Raw genomic sequence first — 16920 nt, 5'->3', positions numbered from 1 at the left:
ATGAACTCTTCATACAAATTTCACGACAATTTCATATGAATGTGATACAGTATCTCTGTCATCGCAAAACAAAAGAAAAGGTGAACAATATGCAAACAATGCAAGAACGAATTACAGAATGGACAAATTTTCTATTTATCTATAAATTTGCTTTAGATGAAATTGATACAAAGTTAACCATACTCAATGAAGAATTTCAATTTGTGCATCAACATAATCCAATTGAACATATTAAATCGCGTATTAAAAGTCCTGATAGTATTAGAGAGAAGCTAGAGCGCAAGGGGCTTGAGGTGACTGTTGAAAATGCCCGCGAGCATATTCACGATATCGCCGGTATCCGCGTGATGTGTTCCTTCGTATCTGATATTTATAAAATCTTTGAGATCATTAGCAATCAAGATGATTTGCGCGTGCTACGTGTGAAGGACTATATTAAAAATCCAAAGGAAAATGGCTACCAAAGCCTGCATTTAATTGTGGAGGTGCCGGTGTTTTTATCCAACCGCATGGAGAAAGTGAAGGTCGAAATTCAAATCCGCACAGTGGCGATGGACTTCTGGGCAAGTCTTGAGCACAAAATTTATTACAAATTTGATAAAACGGTGCCGAAACACTTAACTGACCAGCTCAAGGAAACAGCAGAGATGGTAAAGTATCTTGATGAAAAAATGAAGCGCTTAAAAGATGAACTGGAGCAGTTTAAAGAAGAAGATACAAGCGTTGACGACGTGCAACCATTGCTCCAACTATTATAAAAAAGTGCCGGAGATTATATTAAAGTATTTGATACAGATTGCGGCAAAATTGCAATTCAAATTTGCTATGACATTGAGTTTCCAGAGATGGCACGCATTGCCACTGAAAATGGTGCTAAAATTATTTTTACGCCATTTTGTACAGAAGACCGTCAAGGTTATTTGCGTGTAAGATATTGTGCGCAGGCACGTGCTGTGGAGAATCAAATTTATACAGTTATTGCTGGAACAGTCGGTAATTTACCGCAAACAGAAAATATGGATATTCAATACGCGCAGTCCGCCATTTTTGCACCGTCTGATTTCGAGTTTGCGCGCGACGGCATTGTGGGCGAGTGTAATCCAAATATTGAAATGGTTGTTATTGGCGACGTAGACCTCGAAATTTTACGGAGGCAACGTCAGTCCGGCACGATGTGTATTCTGTTCAATATAAGCAATAAGAGAAAACAGTCCAATTAACCGGACTGTTTTTTTTGTGAAAGGAATTTTTTTACATGAGGAGAATAGATAAGAGAGAGAAATAGGAGAGGTGGCAAAATCATGAATAACAATGGATTGTTCATGCAACTGCAAGAGAATGTAAGCAGAAGAGCAAAAAAGGGATATCCCATCCTACTGGCGGGCGCGTTGTTTTTTATTCTTGTAACCATCATGCCTTATATCGTTTCAAGTGACATGTTACCATATGTATGGATTTTAGGAATGGGAAGTATCTTTCCGTTAGGGTTGTTACTAGCACGTATATTGCAAGCTGAGATTATCATAACCGATAATCCCTTGGCGACACTGGGGGGGTTGGCAGGTGGTGTTCAAGTCTTTTATATTCCGGTCTTCATTATTATCGCCAAACTGGACCCCAATTGGCTTCCTGCCGCGGTCGGCTTGCTAGGTGGTTCTCATTTTTTGATCTACATGTGGGTGTACCGCAGTAAAGCCTATTTGTTTATTACTATTGCAACGGGTGTATCCTCCCTTTTTTTGAGCATTTTCTTTTTAGAAATGTCGTATCAGCTAGTCGCTCCGGCTATTGCAGTGGTATATGGCATAGGGATTGTGATGATTTGGTCAGAACTAAAACAAGAAGTACATACAGATACACAACAGATGATGTAAAGCTGCGCTCAAGATGAGTACAGCTTTTTTAGTTTATCTTTACAAAAAAACAGACATAACTGTAATAAGTGATAGCGTAGTACTTATAGTAAGAGAGAGAGAAAGGGGACATGAAATGGAGTTTCCGTTGCCGAAGGCGCTTCAGCAGGCAGGAAATTGGTGTGTATTTGATGAGGATTTTTCTTGGGATCTTTATCAGGTGAGAGAAGATGTGTTTGGATTGGTAGGACAAACTGACGTAGCCGTTCTGTTTTGTGATACCTGCGAAGCAAACAATATTTTACTTCATATGGGTGAAGAAGAAGAGGAGTTTTTGTTTCCACTGCATGGTTACTATCATCAGCGCAGCAAAACCATTTTTATTTTTATGTGGGAGGACTATGAGCGCATGCTGGAAACGATTCTACATGAAATCCGACATGATATGCAATTTCAGCAAAGTTTAATTCGTCATGTATTTCATGCGGAAAGACATTTGCCATATGAGGAGCGTTGGATTGAAAAAGACGCGCGTGAGTTTGCGAGAGAAAAGATGAGAGCGTACAAGCGAAGGAAGGCATAAGCCTAGGGGCTTATGTTTTTTTATGTAGAAAAGAACGAGTGACGTACTAGTAACAAAAGGATGGGGCGAACAGCTCTTGCATATGTTCAAAAGAGCGCCATGCGAAGTTTGACGAAAAAACAGACTGAAAATTCTATAAATAAGATTGAAGTAGCGGCCGAAAGATGATTTAATTAAATAAACTCAACAGTCATTTTTAATTAAAAAACAGGTGAATATGAACAAGAAAACGTTTCTACGCTGGAAATGTAGGGGGATATGAAAATGATTACATTGAAACGAATGAGTGATTGTACATGGAATGAAGCGATGCAAGCATGGAATGAAGGATTTCAAGGCTATTTTGCCGATATGACGATGACAATGGAGCGCTTTACAGATCGTTTTGGCATGGAGGGATTGTCACCTGCGCTGTCTGTAATTGCATTTGACGGCGATATACCGGTTGGTATGATTGTAAACGGCATAAAAGAGATAAAGGGAGAAAAGGTGGGGTGGAATGGTGGTACTGCTGTGGCCCCGGCTTATCGGAAGCAGGGCGTTGGCAAAGTGATGATGGACTTTGTTTTGGATGTGTATGCAGAAAATGGTGTGACGGTCGCTACGTTAGAGGCAATTCGTGAAAACGAAAAAGCAATTGCTTTATATGAACAAAAGGGCTATCGAATATTTGATAGATTGGTACATTTGAAGCAAAACGGCAAACTACAATTGCCGGAAGCACAGAATTTTACTATCCAAACTGTGCACCCTGCACAAATTGTGCCGCTCTCCTTTTACGTACAGCATGCCCCGTGGCAAACACAGGCGTTAAACGTACGAGACGCCGAAGCTGCCATTGCATATGAAGGGAATGAAGCAGTCGGTTATGCATTATATAAACATATGTACAACGAACAAGGAGAGCTAACGCATATTTTGTTGTATCAATGTGTAGGCATGGGAGCACAGGAAAGAGAAATTGTAGCTTCACTGCTTTATCATGTTCTACGGTCGAATGTAGAATGTGCAAGAATGGCTATCAATCTACCAGAAGAAAGTACCGCAGCTGCATTGTTACAGGAAGCGGGCTTTATGGTGTACGTTTCACAGGTACAGATGAGAAAAGAAATGTAGGGGAAAGTTTGTGGTGAAAGACACTTTTTTACTAAGCAACAGTGCAGCATTTACTGTTTATTTCCGCGGTGGATATCCCGAAATAATAGAAGAACATCCGCATGTCGGGCTTGCCATTGATATTAGTGATTTTTCTTCCTTTTGGATGGAAAGTGTGGATTTTCATGCGTTGTGGCGCTACGAATTGGTGCGGCTTTTTGATGAATCGTATGTAGGTAAGTTGTAGCAATTGTTTACTATACAGCAAAAGCCACTTTGCGTGACAGCATTTTAAAAGGGAATCGTACGCAGTCTATAGCCATTCATTTGGGCATACTCAAATATAGATGCTGCAGGAAGCAGGGCTAGCCTGGTAAGTAATGAAATTAGGGAGGATAGATATGATGAATGAATAGTAGATAATTCATGTAAATTACATTAAAAATGGTTTCCTAGTCTGGAAACCATTTTTGTAGTTAACCATATGGTGTTACCGATTTGTTTATCAAATTTACGTAAAGAGATAAATGATTTTTCTTCTAGAAATAATGATTTAGATACGTACCTAAAACAATGAAAGCCCTACCTCTCTTTCATCTTTACGGCTCCTTGTCCGCGCCAGTGTGAATTAAGGTTGCAAAAATCAAATAAGCTATTTGAAGAATCTTTAAATATCAATAAGAGAAATTTAGCTGACGAAATTAGAGTAGATTGTAGAAATTACAAAAGAGGTTGATGCTACTAAAAGTAGTTGAAGAAATTAGATGTCTTAGAAATGATTTTTTAACATAATTCCAAAAGAAGTATCCTCTTCAAGCGTGTGAAGGGAGAAGCCCAACGATAAGGGGGAGATGAATTTCTGTTGAGCTATAGCCCAAAAGCTTTACGTACACATGTTCTTAATGGTGAAATAAACCTGTGACACGTTTATAACTAGTCTTAACAAAAACTTTTTATTTGAACTTCAGTGATGCCTTTAATTAATTCCAGTTCACTAATCAAAAATTCATATGCATTGTCCAACATCTTTTTTTCACTTGCATTAAGTGCCTTTTCTTTCTGCATACGCATTAAATCACGTACAACCTCAGCACCTTCTTGTATTTCACCGGTTTTAATTTTATCTGTGTTCAATTTATACCTTTGTTTCCAAGTTAACAACCGATCTGATTCTCCATGGTGGAAAATGTGTATGATTTGCTTTAATGCAAGTAGATCCGTAACTGGTCGTATACTTGAACTCAACATTTTACTTGTTGGAATCATCACTTGCATATTATTGATTGACATTTTTATGACATAATACTGTTGTTTTTCTCCTGAAAATTCTTTTTCTTCTATAGCTTCAATTATACCTGCTCCGTGCATTGGATACACAATATTATCGCCAACATGAAACATATAATTCACCTCCGTATATGGTAACCTTTTTAAGTTTATCATATATAGAATTTTTTGTAAAAATAATTAAAATATCATATTTTTATTCATATGTCAATATATTTTGTTTTAAAATCAAATGGAATGGAAGCAACGTCAAACTTGTTGTAAGTTTGGTCATTTATTGACTCTGTTGTTTAATATTTGGACCTGTTAAAGTTCATTGTTGATTTCCGTTACGGGTGGGCGCTTTCTGCGAGCAAGTAGGGAGCCTCCTCAGTGCTATGCGCCTGCGGGGTTCTCCTTTTGAATCGCTTTTCCCGCAGGATCACTCCAATCAACAAGTGCAATTATCAACATTAGGCTTTAACACAGCCTAATATTTAAATCCCTTTGCAATTAGCCGAGATCCCTTCTCCTGCAAAGCAAGAGAAGAAATCTCCATTTTCACATCTAAATGAAGTGCTTGTGATTTTTTTAGGCAAGATGTAAAGATTGTTGTAAAATATCGTCCACAATCTGCCGTGCACTTTCTTGCCGGTGGACTTGACTGAGCGCCAGACGCATCTCTGACAGTCTATCACCGTGCTGTAACAAATGAAGAGCTTCCGTGACAATACTCTCTTTATCCCGAACCGTAATAGAGGCTCCAATTTTGCAAAAATATAAAGAGTTTTCTTTTTCCTGTCCCGGCACCGGGCGGTACAGAATGGTCGGTAGCTTTGTCGCAATGGTTTCTGACAGGGTAATACCACCGGGTTTGGTAATCATAATGTCGGCGAGCTCATATAATTCGTGCACATCTTCCATGTAGCCAAATAGCTTAAGTTGATTGTGATAACGTAGTTGTAGCTTATGAAGTTGGTTATAGAGCTGCTTGTTTTTACCGCATACAATTACGAGCTCTATATCGCTTTGCTCTAACAGCTGTGCAGCAATCCATTTGATGTTTTTTACAACGCCTTGTGCGCCGGCCATAATGAGCAATCGCTTTGCCTGTGGATTGAGGTTGTACTTACGTAACAACTGCGATTTGCTTTGTTCTGTTTCAAATGCCTTGCGTATAGGGATGCCGCTTACATATACTTTGTCACAAGGCACACCGCTTGACATAATTTTTTGCTTCACATCCTCCGTTGCCGCATAGTAGCGATCAATTTCAGGATGCACCCATGTGCTGTGCAGACAATAATCCGTAATGACAGTGTAAATCTTAAAGCTCCGCCCCGAGCGTCTGCGCCATTCTGGAACGGTGCTGACAGGAAAAGTTGTAATTACAATATCCGGTTGCTTCTCTTCAATAATTGCCTCTAGCTTTTTCTCTCCGATGCGGCAATATAATTTTCCCGCTTTTGTACTGTAAATGCGATCCATGCCATAAAAGAACATTTTGTAGAGAGAAGAACCAACGGAAAAAGATTGTTTATATAAAAATTTTGCTGCTTCGTTCCAATACGGATATGCTTCCGCATACAAATCATAAATATCGACAGTTCCAATACCAAACTCTTGAAACGTATGTTTTAAGGCATGAGAAACTTGATTATGCCCATTGCCAAAACTTGCAGTAAACAGTAATACCTTTGGTTGCGTCCTCATATGTCTTCCTCCAGCGCCCAAATTTATCGTTTCAGACCATATTATAAAGAAGAAAACTAAAGGAATTGTAAGAAAAGTCTTAAGGTTTTTTGAAGATTTTGTAACCTATGTTTTGCATCATGTAAATAGATATTGCTAGGCACCTATATAAGTCTACATGATTTTTTCGACAGATAAACAGCGAGAAAATCACAGCGCCAGAACCGCCTCTCTACGTATGTTCTTACTTGACACCCGTCTCTTAGGCCCCTACTGCAACCATACATTGCCTGTTCTTCTTTCCCATCCAAAAAAAGAATGTCGGTTTTTCTAGTAGTACTTATATAGCATCTTTGTGAAGCAGCAGTTCAGAATGGGGGACTTTACATGTGGAAGTATACAGCTATTTTAGTAGGCTATTCCAATACCTCTGCGCTACAAAATGGCAGGATTGTAGATATACATATGAAACAAGTAAGTGTATGGCAAATGAACTTATTTTTACATGGGAGCAGGAAGCGAGTCAGTAAACAAAATGACAGTAAGTCACAAAAGTCAGGAACTTTTTCTGACTTTTTATAATGGAAAAATGTGACTAAACTCACTACGGAAGGATTTTATCTCCGTCTATACTTAACTATAGATGCAAAATGTAAATCAAACGAGAGGGAGTGAATAGGTTGACGAAATGGATTCAATTTTCGTTAAAAAATGCCGGTGTGATCTTTATTGCCATTCTTATGATATTGGCAGGGGGATTGTATTCGGTACAAACAATGAAGAAAGAAGCAATGCCAAATGTTGATATTCCGTATATGCTTGTACAAATTCCATACGTGGGAGCAACGCCTGAGCAAGGTTTGGAAGATGTCGGTAAGCCGCTTGAAGCGGCGCTGTCAGGACTGAACAAAGTAGAAAATTTATATATCGAGTCCCATAGTAACTTTGTAATGGCTATTTTAGAGTTCAATATGAATCAAAAAATGGATGATGCCGAAAAAGATGTAACCACTGCGGTTGCAGCTGTCAAACTGCCAGAAGGAACAGGAAAGCCGGTCATTCTAAAGGACGGTCCTGCGTCTGCACCGGTGCTGATGTTTGCACTGGCTGCGAAAGGAGCCAATCAATCCGACTTAACGCAGTATGTAAACGATCGTGTAAGGCCAGCGCTTGCAACAGTTGAGGGTGTATCTAAGGTTGATATCTCCGGTGAAGCGGAGAAGCAGCTTGCGGTTACATTAGATCAAGATAAAATGAAGGAAAAGGGCGTTACGTATGAGCTTGTAAAACAGGCATTTCTCTCGCATAACTTCTCATTTCCAGCCGGTCAGGTGAATGTAAACGATAAAACATTAAATGTGCAGGCGGACTTTAAGTTGAAATCGGTTCGCGATGCGGAAAACATTGAAATCCTCACACAGACCTCAAACGGCTTACAAAAGGTAAAATTGTCTGAGGTGGCGACGGTTACCTATAGCGATAAAAAAGAAACGGTGTATACACGCTTAAATGAAGAGGCGGCTGTTTTGCTTGAGCTGAAAGCGCAAGCAGGAGAAAATGCGGTAGAGGTTGTTCGGCAAGCAAAGGAAAAGCTGAAGGATCTCGATTTACCAAATGGCTATGCGTTTACAATGCTGTATGATAGCTCGGAATATGTGGAGCAATCGGTTAATAGCATGCTTCGTGAAGTGTTACTGGGTACGCTGTTTGCAGTCATTGTAACGTTTGTATTCTTGCGAAACGTTCGTGCTACGATCGTAGCGGTACTATCCATTCCACTGTCCATTTTAGCAGCGATGATTACGATGAAATATTTGAATTATACATTAAATATGATGACACTAGCTGGTATTGCGGTAGCGGTCGGCCGTGTCATTGATGACTCCATTGTGGTAATCGAAAATATTTATCGTCGTACGTTAACAGCAACAAAGCGTGACGAGCATATGATTTTGACAGCCGCAAAAGAAGTGGGAGGAGCGGTTACATCCTCTACACTAACTACAATGGCTGTATTCGGACCATTGTCTTTTGTGCCGGGCATCATCGGTAAATTTTTCGCGCCGTTCGGAATCACTGTCATTGTTGCGCTGGCATTTTCACTCATCGTTTCTTTAACAGTTGTACCATTGTTGGCAAAGCTGTTCTTGCTGAACATTCCTCATAAAGAGCCGAAAGAAGGAGTATTAGAACGAATATATAAGAGAGCAATTGCTTGGACTCTGCAGCGCCGCGTGATAACGGTTTTACTGGCAGTAGTTGTGTTTATCGGTTCACTTGCTCTTGTACCGCTCATTCCAAAAAACTTTTTACCGGAAGAAAAGGCAGTTATGTTTAATTTAACGGCAGATCTACCGGTTGGTACATCTCTTGCCGCAGCCAATGAAACAGCACAGGACCTAGAGGCAATTATCAAGAACGAGAATCATGTAGAGAATTACCAAACCATTGTAGAAGGTGAAAAAATTCGTATTTCGGTGAATTTGAAAGAAAGTGTGACAAAGGAACAAAGTACGACATTTGAAGACAATGTACGAAAGGAACTGAAAGAAATTTCTGATGACATTGAAATTGCGTGGACGCCTATGGGGATGACAGGCGGTGGTCAGTTTATGTTGATTGTAGAAGGAAGCAACAAGGACGATTTGCAAAAAGCCGGAGAAACAATTGTTGAAAAATTACAGCATACGGAAGGACTCGGTAACGTAAGCACAAACTTATCTGGCGTAAAACCGCAGCTTAGTCTAGAGATTAATGGAGAAAAGGCTGCTGAAAAGGGCTTAAATCCAATTATGGTCGCAGGTTTTGTGCGCGGTTTGATTTCCGGTGAAAGTGTAACAAATGTTCAAATTGAAGGTAAAACAACCGCTGTAAATCTGGGCTTTAAAAACGAGGGATTACAATCCATTGATGCCATTGCGGCACAAACAATGATGAATACAATGGGGCAACCGGTGAAGCTATCAGAAGTGGCGACGCTCTCAGAAAAGCCAGGTCCGACTGCATTGTATCGTTTAAATCAACAGGAATACGTACAGGTAACAGCACGTTTTACAACAGATAACGTTTCCGGCGTACAAGAAGCGGTCAATAAAAAGTTAAAGGATATCGAACTTCCAGAAGGTGTGACATATCGCTCCGAAGGGCAAGCGAAAGCGATGAGCGAAGGATTCCAAAACATGGCCATTGCGATGGTGGTTGCAATTGTACTTGTGTTCATTGTGATGCTTGTGACATTCGGAAACATGCTGATGCCGGTAGCGATTCTATCTTCACTTCCGTTTCTATTTAGCGGCGGCTTGCTCGGATTGTACCTGACAAAGCAATCGCTCGGCATGCCGGCTCTTGTCGGATTTCTGATGCTCATTGGGATTGTGGTAACAAATGCCATCGTACTCATGGATCGTGTGATGCAAAACGAGAAAAAAGGAATGGAATTGCGTACCTCTCTATTAGAGGCAGGCGCTACACGCCTTCGACCAATTTTAATGACAGCTCTTGCAACAATTGGTGCTTTATTGCCGCTTGCACTGTCAACCGAAGGCGGTCTCATTTCCCGTTCGCTTGCTATTGTCGTTATCTCAGGTCTGCTCACATCTACACTATTGACACTTGTCATCGTACCAACCACATATCATATCATGACGTCTATCAAACAGCGCTTCTCTAAGAGGCCAACGGAGATAAAGCGGAGTGAGTCGGTATAAAAAAGAGGACCTCGGTCCTCTTTTTTATTATAGGCTCTGTTAAAGTTCGTTGTTGCTTTCCGTTACGGGAGTTCGCTTTCCGCTGGGTCTCTCTTGACTCGCTTTTCCCGCAGGAGCCTCACTCTCGCGAACAAGTGTCCGTTATCAAAATTAGGCTTTAACACAGCCTTATTATAAATGGGGAATATACCTCACCTTGACAAAAACGCACCGATTTGGGGCACAATACCTCAAAAGGAGGTGAATGCCGTGGCGTTTGCGATAAATCCATTTTTGTCAGAGCGTGATCGACAAATCTTTCGGCGCGAGCGGCGCTTGTTTTTAATTGCGGTATCGTCTGGGACGCTTCTGAATCCGTTAAATTCGTCCATGATTTCTATGGCGCTGCACGGTATACAGGAGACATTTCATCTAACATTTGCCGCCGCATCATGGGTCATTTCGGCGTTTTATCTCGCCAGTGCGATTGGACAGCCCGTGATGGGACGATTAGGAGATGTGTTCGGCAGAAAAGCAGTATTTCTAACGGGTCTTCTTATTGCCTTTATTCCAGCGATTACAGCGCCCATCATTTCATCATTTGCTGCATTGGTTATACTGCGTATTATACAAGCCATTGGCACGAGTGCGATTTATCCTTCAGGCATGGGACTTGTACGTGCACACATTCACTATAAACAAGGATATGCACTTGCTGTCATTTCCATATTTTCTTCCGTCACAGTTGCCCTTGGCCCCACAGTGGGAGGCTTCGTGATAGCACTAGGGGATTGGCCTGCAATTTTCATGATTAACATTCCATTTCTGCTTGTCAGTTTTTTATTGGCTTGGTTTATGTTTCCTAAAGAAACGCATGAACGTCATTCCTTACGAGAAGTTGCTCATTTCTTAGATATACCGGGTATTCTGTTGTTTGCGGCTACGCTCATTACATTACTTATATTTGTTCTTTCCTTAAAAGCAGAGCCGCAGTATGTTATGGGACTTGTTGGTGTAGTTACATTACTTCTATTTATAAGACACGAGTGGAAGACAGAAGCAGCGTTTATTCCGCTTCGTATGTTTTATGAAAATCGATTGCTTACGTATGTAAACTTTACTTTTGTTTTGTTAAACATATATAACTATGTGCTATTGTTTGGTGTACCAGTATATCTTCAGGATCATTTGCATCTCAGCTTATCTATGAGTGGCTTGCTGATGCTATTTATCGCTGGCTCCGGCATTGTGGTCACACCTATTACAGGAAGATGGACGGATAAGGTGGGGGCGGCACCTGCGCTGATGTTGGGGGCAGGTTTTATGCTTACCGGTGCAGTGCTACTCGCCTTTGTATTTACAAAATTGCCTGTTTACGGTACCATCCCTGTGTTGCTTTTGCTCGGTATGGGGTATGGCTTTCAAAATATCAGTTTGCAATCTGCTATGCTAAAAGCGGCACCTCCTGAACAAACGGGTGTGGCATCTGGATTATTTCAAACAGCGAGGTACATTGGTGCAATCTTCGCATCAGTCTTGCTCGGGAGTTTATTCGGTCAAGAGGTGACAGCGAGTCATATGCGCATGCTGAGTATCATTCTAATTGGTTTAGCGTTCGCCAGTATATGGATGAGCAGAAAGCTTCGTCACCTATAACAAAAGAGCACGCCGCCGCGTGCTCTTTTATTAAGCTGCTTTTTTCTCTTCTGCTTTTGTAGAAAGACGCGGGAAATTAAAGACAATTGCTAATGCACCGCAAATGGCAATTAGCATTGGATAAAAGCAAAACGGTAAAATACTAAGCGGAGAAATTGATGCAAATGCCGCTGCCGTCAGCATTTGGGCCCCGTACGGTACGAGACCTTGCACACAGCAAGAGAAGATATCCAAAATGCTTGCTGATTTACGTTTATCAATGCTGTATTGATCTGCGATGTTCTTTGCAAGCGGACCAGCAAAAATAATAGAAATCGTATTGTTGGCAGTCGCCAAGTTTGTTGCACTTACAAGACCGGCGATACTGAATTCTGCTCCTTTTTTCGAGCGAATGTTACGCGTCATGATATTTAGAATAAATTGAATGCCGCCGTTGTATTTAATCAGTTCGACCATACCGCCAATTAGCATTGCAAGAAGCGCCATTTCCATCATGCCATTCATGCCATCCGCAACAGCTTTGAACAGCTTTGTGATGGTATAGCTACCGTCAAGCAATCCAACTACACCAGCAAATACAGTTCCGCCCACCAGTACAGCAAGTACGTTTACGCCAAGCAGTGCTGTAACTAATACACCTACATAAGGAAGAATCTTAATCCAATTAAAGTCCTTAGCCGCTACACTACTTTGATTGCCAGATGTGATAAGAACTAAAATAATAATTGTAACAATCGCTGCTGGCAATACAATGAAGAAATTTGTTTTGAATTTATCTTTCATCTCGGTTTGCTGCGAGCGGACTGCCGCAATCGTGGTATCCGAGATAAAGGAAAGATTATCACCGAACATCGCACCGCCAATAATAGTGGCCATGGAAAGAGCCATAGATATATCTGCTTGTGTACTAATGCCCACACCGATTGGTGCAAGTGCTGCAATCGTTCCCATGGATGTCCCCATTGCTAATGATAGAAAAACCCCGATAATAAATAAGCCTGCGATTAAAAAGTTTTGCGGTAAAACAGATAAAGCTAAGTTAACTGTGGAATCAACAGCTCCCATCCCTTTTGCAGTTTGTGAGAAGGCACCAGCTAAAATAAAAATAAGCACCATAATCATGATATCTGTATGTCCGGCACCCTTTGCAAATCGTTCCACTTTTGTAACTAGTGTTTCTTTTTTATTCATCATAATAGCGATAGCTGCTGCAATGGTAATGGCAACAAGTACCGGCATTTTATAAAAGTCTCCTGTAATTACACCTGAACCTACAAATAAAATTAAAAATGAACCAAGTGGCAATAAAGCCAAAGCACTTCCTTTCGAATTTTCCAATCTTTGCACCTCTTTCTAAAATAATAAAAAACCTCTTCTTATGAATAAGAAGAGGTTTCATCTATACGAAACACTCCTCTTATCTCTCAAGCAAAATGCTTGCTGGATTTGGCACAGCACTCTGTAAGAGTCCGCTGCCGAGGTATCAACGGGCCAGTCCCTCCGCCTCTCTGGATAAGTGGATTATTATATTTCTAAACAAAGACTAGACTACTTTATAGCGTTTTACTAGAAATGTCAATGGAAAAAATTTTTAGGCGGTAACGAAAAAGGGAAATATTTATAGATATAGTAAAAATGTGGAAAAATTATATGTAAATATTAAATGCTTTTATTACATTACTGTTACGAACAGAAAATGAAGAGGAATATTTATTACATGAGGATTTAGCATAAAATTTTATAAAATATATTGCAGGTAAAAAACAGTTATGTTACATTAATGTTACAAAGGTTACAAAATAACTTATGTTACATATAGATGATCGAGCTAAAGGAGACGGAGTAAGATGGAAAACCAAACAGTAAAAATGACAAAAGCAGATGTAGTAGGATTCGGCGGTGCGGCAGCAACATTATCAGCAATCATCTTAATGTTTGCAAGCTTTCTAGGATAAGAACGGTCAATGCCTAAGAAGGGCATGTATCACAAAGCTTCGAACTTTCGTCATATTATGAAAACATATATTATATAAGCGCATCTGATGAGGTGCGCTTTTTTGGTGTGGAAAATTTGCAAAATGAGGTAGAATAAGATGGAAATGAAAAGGAGGCACATACGATGGCGATAGTTGATGTTAGTATCATCCCAATTGGAACAGGTACACCGAGCGTAAGCTCATACGTAGCAGATATACATAAAGTGTTACAGCGGCATGAAGGACGTGTAAAATACACGTTAACCCCGATGAATACCATTATCGAAGGAGAGCTTCCCGTTTTGCTGGAGGTGATTCAAGACATGCATGAAGTTCCTTTTACGAAAGGGGCAATGCGCGTCGCAACTAATATTCGCATTGATGATCGTCGTGACAAGGAAAGTACGATGGAAAAAAAGCTGGCTTCTGTGCGTTCTAAGCTATAATTAGAAAAGGAGAGAAGCGTAGTGAATGAAAATTTTCCAAAGCAATTTGATGCACTGCTTGCAAAATATACAGAGCTGCTGTTAGGAGAAAGTACACCTGAATTGCAAGAGCAGGTAAAATTGTGGGCATTGTATTCGCAAATTGCAAAGTCAATGCCAGCACTGGCGAAGCACTGGAATGAAACGTATCCAGAGGCTAAGGCGGATATGATGCACGTTATTCAAAGTATTAAACAATTAAATGATGCACATCGTACCAAAAAATAAAGTCATAAAAGACCTTGCAGTAGCGAGGTCTTTTTGATATCTTCTAAAATGTATGTATTCTAAATTATTTTAAAAATTATTTGTGTCAAATAATTTTTAAAAGTGATATAATTGATAAGGAAGAAGCAGAGAAACAATATTTACGTAGGGGTGGAGTACAATGGAACAACTTATGCGTAACGCATTTTTATTTTTATCAAAAAATAAAGCGCTAACAAAATTGGCGAAGCGCTATGGTTTACGTTTTGGTGCTGGCCGCTTTGTCGCGGGAGAAACCATTGGTTTAGCAACGGAAGCAATTAAAGATTTAAATAAAAAAGGTCTCGTTGTTACAATTGACTATTTAGGCGAGTTTGTGGACAATGAGCGCGAAGCGAATCAAATGGCGGACGAGTCGATAGAGGCAATTAGAGCAATTGGTCGTGAAGGATTAAATTCACAGCTTTCTTTGAAGATGACATCTATGGGTCTTGATATATCGGAAAATCTGGTAATGAATAATATGCGTCGCATTTTAAATGCTGCAAAGGAGAATGGTGTATTCGTTACGATTGATATGGAAGACTACACACGTTGCGAGAAGACGATTGAAATTTTCAAGTTGCTTCGTGAAGAGTATGACAATGTCGGTACAGTAATTCAAGCGTATTTATACCGTACGGAAAAGGATATTGACGATTTGAATCGATATAAGCCGAATTTACGTCTTGTAAAAGGTGCGTATAAAGAGCCAGAAACAGTTGCTTTTCCAAATAAAGCGGATGTGGACGAAAATTTCAAAAAGATCATCAAGACTCATATGTTAAATGGCAACTACACAGCAGTCGCATCTCATGATGAAGCCATTATAGAATATACGAAAAACTTAGCGAAGGAATACAACATTCCGCGCACGCAATTTGAATTCCAAATGCTATACGGCATTCGCCCTGAGCGTCAATTGGAACTTGCAAAAGAAGGTTACACAATGCGCGTATACGTACCATACGGCAATGACTGGTATGGTTACTTCATGCGCCGCTTAGCAGAACGACCAGCAAACGTGGCATTCGTCCTAAAAGGTATTTTTAAAAAATAAACAACACAAAATCCTGTTGTCAGTAGACAACAGGATTTTTAGATTGTAAATCTATTTGTCCGATAGAAGGTAAAATCGGCCGATAGGAGTGAGAAATCGGCCGATAGAAGTGAGAAATCGGCCGATAGGAGTGAGAAATCGGCCGATAGGAGGTAAAATTGGCCGATAGAAGTGAGAAATCGGCCGATAGAAGGAGAAATCGGCCGATAGGAGTGAGAAATCGGCCGATAGGAGGTAAAATTGGCCGATAGAAGTGAGAAATCGGCCGATAGGAGGTAAAATTGGCCGATAGAAGTGAGAAATCGGCCGATAGGAGGTAAAATTGGCCGATAGAAGTGAGAAATCGGCCGATAGAAGGTAAAATCGGCCGATAGGAGTGAGAAATTGGCTGATAGGAGTGAGAAATTGGCTACAATTTAGTCAAGCACATAGGTTGTAATCTTCTGGGCATCTTTATAAGCATTCTCTTTATTGCTTTGCAAAACAACGGTGATAATGCGGCGTCCATTTTTCTCATCCACAGTTACTAAGGTGTAGCCAGCACGCTTTGTATGGCCACTTTTGCTGGCAATAGCGTGCGGGTCTTGGTATAGCTCTTTTCGACCATTATTATGTATTTCTATGTACTGCGCAGATGTTTGGACGGTTGTCGAAACAGAATGCATAGCAGAAAGAACAGCTGGATAGCGAATGACCTCTTTTGCAATCACTGCAAGATCATGCGCTGAAGCATGATGATGTTTGCCATCTGCACCGCTTGCATTATGAAAAGTTGCTTGTATTCCAAGCTCTCTTGCGCGCTCGTTCATCAAAGCGGCGAAGCCTTTTCCTGAACCGGAAATGTGCTCAGCGATTGACTCTGCTACGTAGTCGACACTAATTGTGAGCAATAGCTTGATTGCCTCGTCTCGTTTTAACGTTTCGCCAACACGTAATGAAATTTTGGCGGAGCCGTCTTCTGTATTACGTGCATGCTGTGTAATGGCAATCTCTTCATTCGGCCTCACTTTTTCCATAACAAGCAATGCAGTCATTAGTTTGGCAAGGCTGGCCGGGGCAGCTGGAACATTCGCATCTTTTTCATACAATACCTCACCTGTAGTAGCATCTAATACGACTGCATATCTTCCTTTAATAAGCGGCGCACTCTTTTGTGATAGTGCAGAAAGTTTTACAGAGTTTGTTATATAGGTGATACCAGTAATTAGAAATGTGATTGAGAGTACATGTATCCATCGTTTCAATATAAACATCTCCTTGCTAGAATAAAAGAGCGCTACTCATGGCTCTTCTTATATCATGCCATGTTCAGCGCGCTCTTT

The 16920-nt window shown here is 40.5% G+C and carries 15 protein-coding genes, 1 pseudogene and 1 riboswitch; of the genes and pseudogenes, 12 read left to right on the top strand and 4 right to left on the bottom strand.

What is annotated here, in order from left to right:
* Positions 1-89: 89 nt before the first annotated feature.
* The 6 genes and pseudogenes from EEJ45_RS08960 to EEJ45_RS08935 all read left to right on the top strand — a co-directional run bounded on the left by EEJ45_RS08960 (position 90) and on the right by EEJ45_RS08935 (position 3778).
* Entirely contained in the window at positions 90-758 is a 669-nt protein-coding gene (locus EEJ45_RS08960) for a GTP pyrophosphokinase (protein WP_124564470.1), read from the top strand.
* 3 nt (positions 759-761) lie between these two features.
* A pseudogene (locus EEJ45_RS08955) lies at positions 762-1220 on the top strand (nitrilase-related carbon-nitrogen hydrolase); the annotation flags it as partial.
* A gap of 81 nt (positions 1221-1301) precedes the next feature.
* Positions 1302-1874 (top strand): DUF7010 family protein, encoded by a 573-nt coding sequence (locus EEJ45_RS08950; RefSeq protein ID WP_124564469.1) that lies wholly within the window; start codon positions 1302-1304, stop codon positions 1872-1874.
* 115 nt (positions 1875-1989) lie between these two features.
* On the top strand, positions 1990-2436 hold the full coding sequence (locus EEJ45_RS08945) for a DUF3920 family protein (protein WP_124564468.1): 447 nt from the start codon (positions 1990-1992) through the stop codon (positions 2434-2436).
* Between the two features lie 264 nt (positions 2437-2700).
* On the top strand, positions 2701-3552 hold the full coding sequence (locus EEJ45_RS08940; RefSeq protein ID WP_164464232.1) for a GNAT family N-acetyltransferase: 852 nt from the start codon (positions 2701-2703) through the stop codon (positions 3550-3552).
* A gap of 10 nt (positions 3553-3562) precedes the next feature.
* Complete coding sequence (locus tag EEJ45_RS08935) at positions 3563-3778, top strand: sterol carrier protein domain-containing protein (RefSeq protein ID WP_124564466.1); 216 nt, start codon at positions 3563-3565, stop codon at positions 3776-3778.
* Between the two features lie 692 nt (positions 3779-4470).
* Here EEJ45_RS08935 and EEJ45_RS08930 read toward each other — a convergent pair.
* Together EEJ45_RS08930 and EEJ45_RS08925 are read right to left on the bottom strand one after the other, a co-directional pair.
* Positions 4471-4932 carry a CarD family transcriptional regulator gene (locus EEJ45_RS08930; protein WP_124564465.1) on the bottom strand — a complete coding sequence of 154 codons (462 nt, stop codon included), beginning with the start codon at positions 4930-4932 and terminating at the stop codon, positions 4471-4473.
* Positions 4933-5388: 456 nt separating this feature from the next.
* Entirely contained in the window at positions 5389-6510 is a 1122-nt protein-coding gene (locus EEJ45_RS08925; RefSeq protein WP_124564464.1) for an MGDG synthase family glycosyltransferase, read from the bottom strand.
* Positions 6511-6876: 366 nt separating this feature from the next.
* On the opposite strand from EEJ45_RS08925, the gene EEJ45_RS08920 reads away from it, so the two are divergent.
* From EEJ45_RS08920 to EEJ45_RS08910, 3 genes are all read left to right on the top strand, one after another.
* On the top strand, positions 6877-7071 hold the full coding sequence (locus EEJ45_RS08920; RefSeq protein WP_124564463.1) for a hypothetical protein: 195 nt from the start codon (positions 6877-6879) through the stop codon (positions 7069-7071).
* 98 nt (positions 7072-7169) lie between these two features.
* Positions 7170-10196 carry an efflux RND transporter permease subunit gene (locus tag EEJ45_RS08915; RefSeq protein WP_124564462.1) on the top strand — a complete coding sequence of 1009 codons (3027 nt, stop codon included), beginning with the start codon at positions 7170-7172 and terminating at the stop codon, positions 10194-10196.
* A 249-nt stretch (positions 10197-10445) separates the two neighbouring features.
* Positions 10446-11831, top strand: coding sequence for an MFS transporter (locus EEJ45_RS08910; RefSeq protein ID WP_245999863.1), 1386 nt, complete (start codon positions 10446-10448; stop codon positions 11829-11831).
* A 30-nt stretch (positions 11832-11861) separates the two neighbouring features.
* Here the strand turns inward: EEJ45_RS08910 and EEJ45_RS08905 are convergent, their stop codons facing one another.
* The gene (locus tag EEJ45_RS08905; RefSeq protein ID WP_124564460.1) at positions 11862-13169 is read right to left on the bottom strand and encodes a Na+/H+ antiporter NhaC family protein; all 1308 of its coding nucleotides are present in this window, start codon (positions 13167-13169) and stop codon (positions 11862-11864) included.
* Positions 13170-13245: 76 nt separating this feature from the next.
* Positions 13246-13350: riboswitch (SAM riboswitch) on the bottom strand.
* A 600-nt stretch (positions 13351-13950) separates the two neighbouring features.
* Here EEJ45_RS08905 and EEJ45_RS08900 point away from each other — a divergent pair.
* The 3 genes from EEJ45_RS08900 (at position 13951) to EEJ45_RS08890 (ending at position 15598) form a co-directional block, all read left to right on the top strand.
* Entirely contained in the window at positions 13951-14253 is a 303-nt protein-coding gene (locus tag EEJ45_RS08900; protein WP_124564459.1) for an MTH1187 family thiamine-binding protein, read from the top strand.
* Positions 14254-14274: 21 nt separating this feature from the next.
* Positions 14275-14520 (top strand): YusU family protein, encoded by a 246-nt coding sequence (locus EEJ45_RS08895; protein WP_124564458.1) that lies wholly within the window; start codon positions 14275-14277, stop codon positions 14518-14520.
* Positions 14521-14680: 160 nt separating this feature from the next.
* Positions 14681-15598, top strand: a complete 918-nt coding sequence (locus tag EEJ45_RS08890) for a proline dehydrogenase family protein (RefSeq protein WP_124564457.1) — start codon at positions 14681-14683, stop codon at positions 15596-15598.
* 416 nt (positions 15599-16014) lie between these two features.
* Here the strand turns inward: EEJ45_RS08890 and EEJ45_RS08885 are convergent, their stop codons facing one another.
* Positions 16015-16842: a D-alanyl-D-alanine carboxypeptidase family protein gene (locus tag EEJ45_RS08885; protein ID WP_380017885.1), complete on the bottom strand. Its 828-nt coding sequence runs from the start codon at positions 16840-16842 to the stop codon at positions 16015-16017.
* Between the last annotated feature and the right edge of the window lie 78 nt (positions 16843-16920).

Origin of the sequence: Ectobacillus antri, from assembly GCF_003852715.1 — a bacterium.
GTDB classification, from domain to species: Bacteria; Bacillota; Bacilli; order Bacillales; family Bacillaceae_G; genus Ectobacillus; species Ectobacillus antri.
The sequence above is the reverse complement of the archived record's forward strand: the minus strand, read 5'-3'. Positions and strand labels throughout refer to the sequence as shown.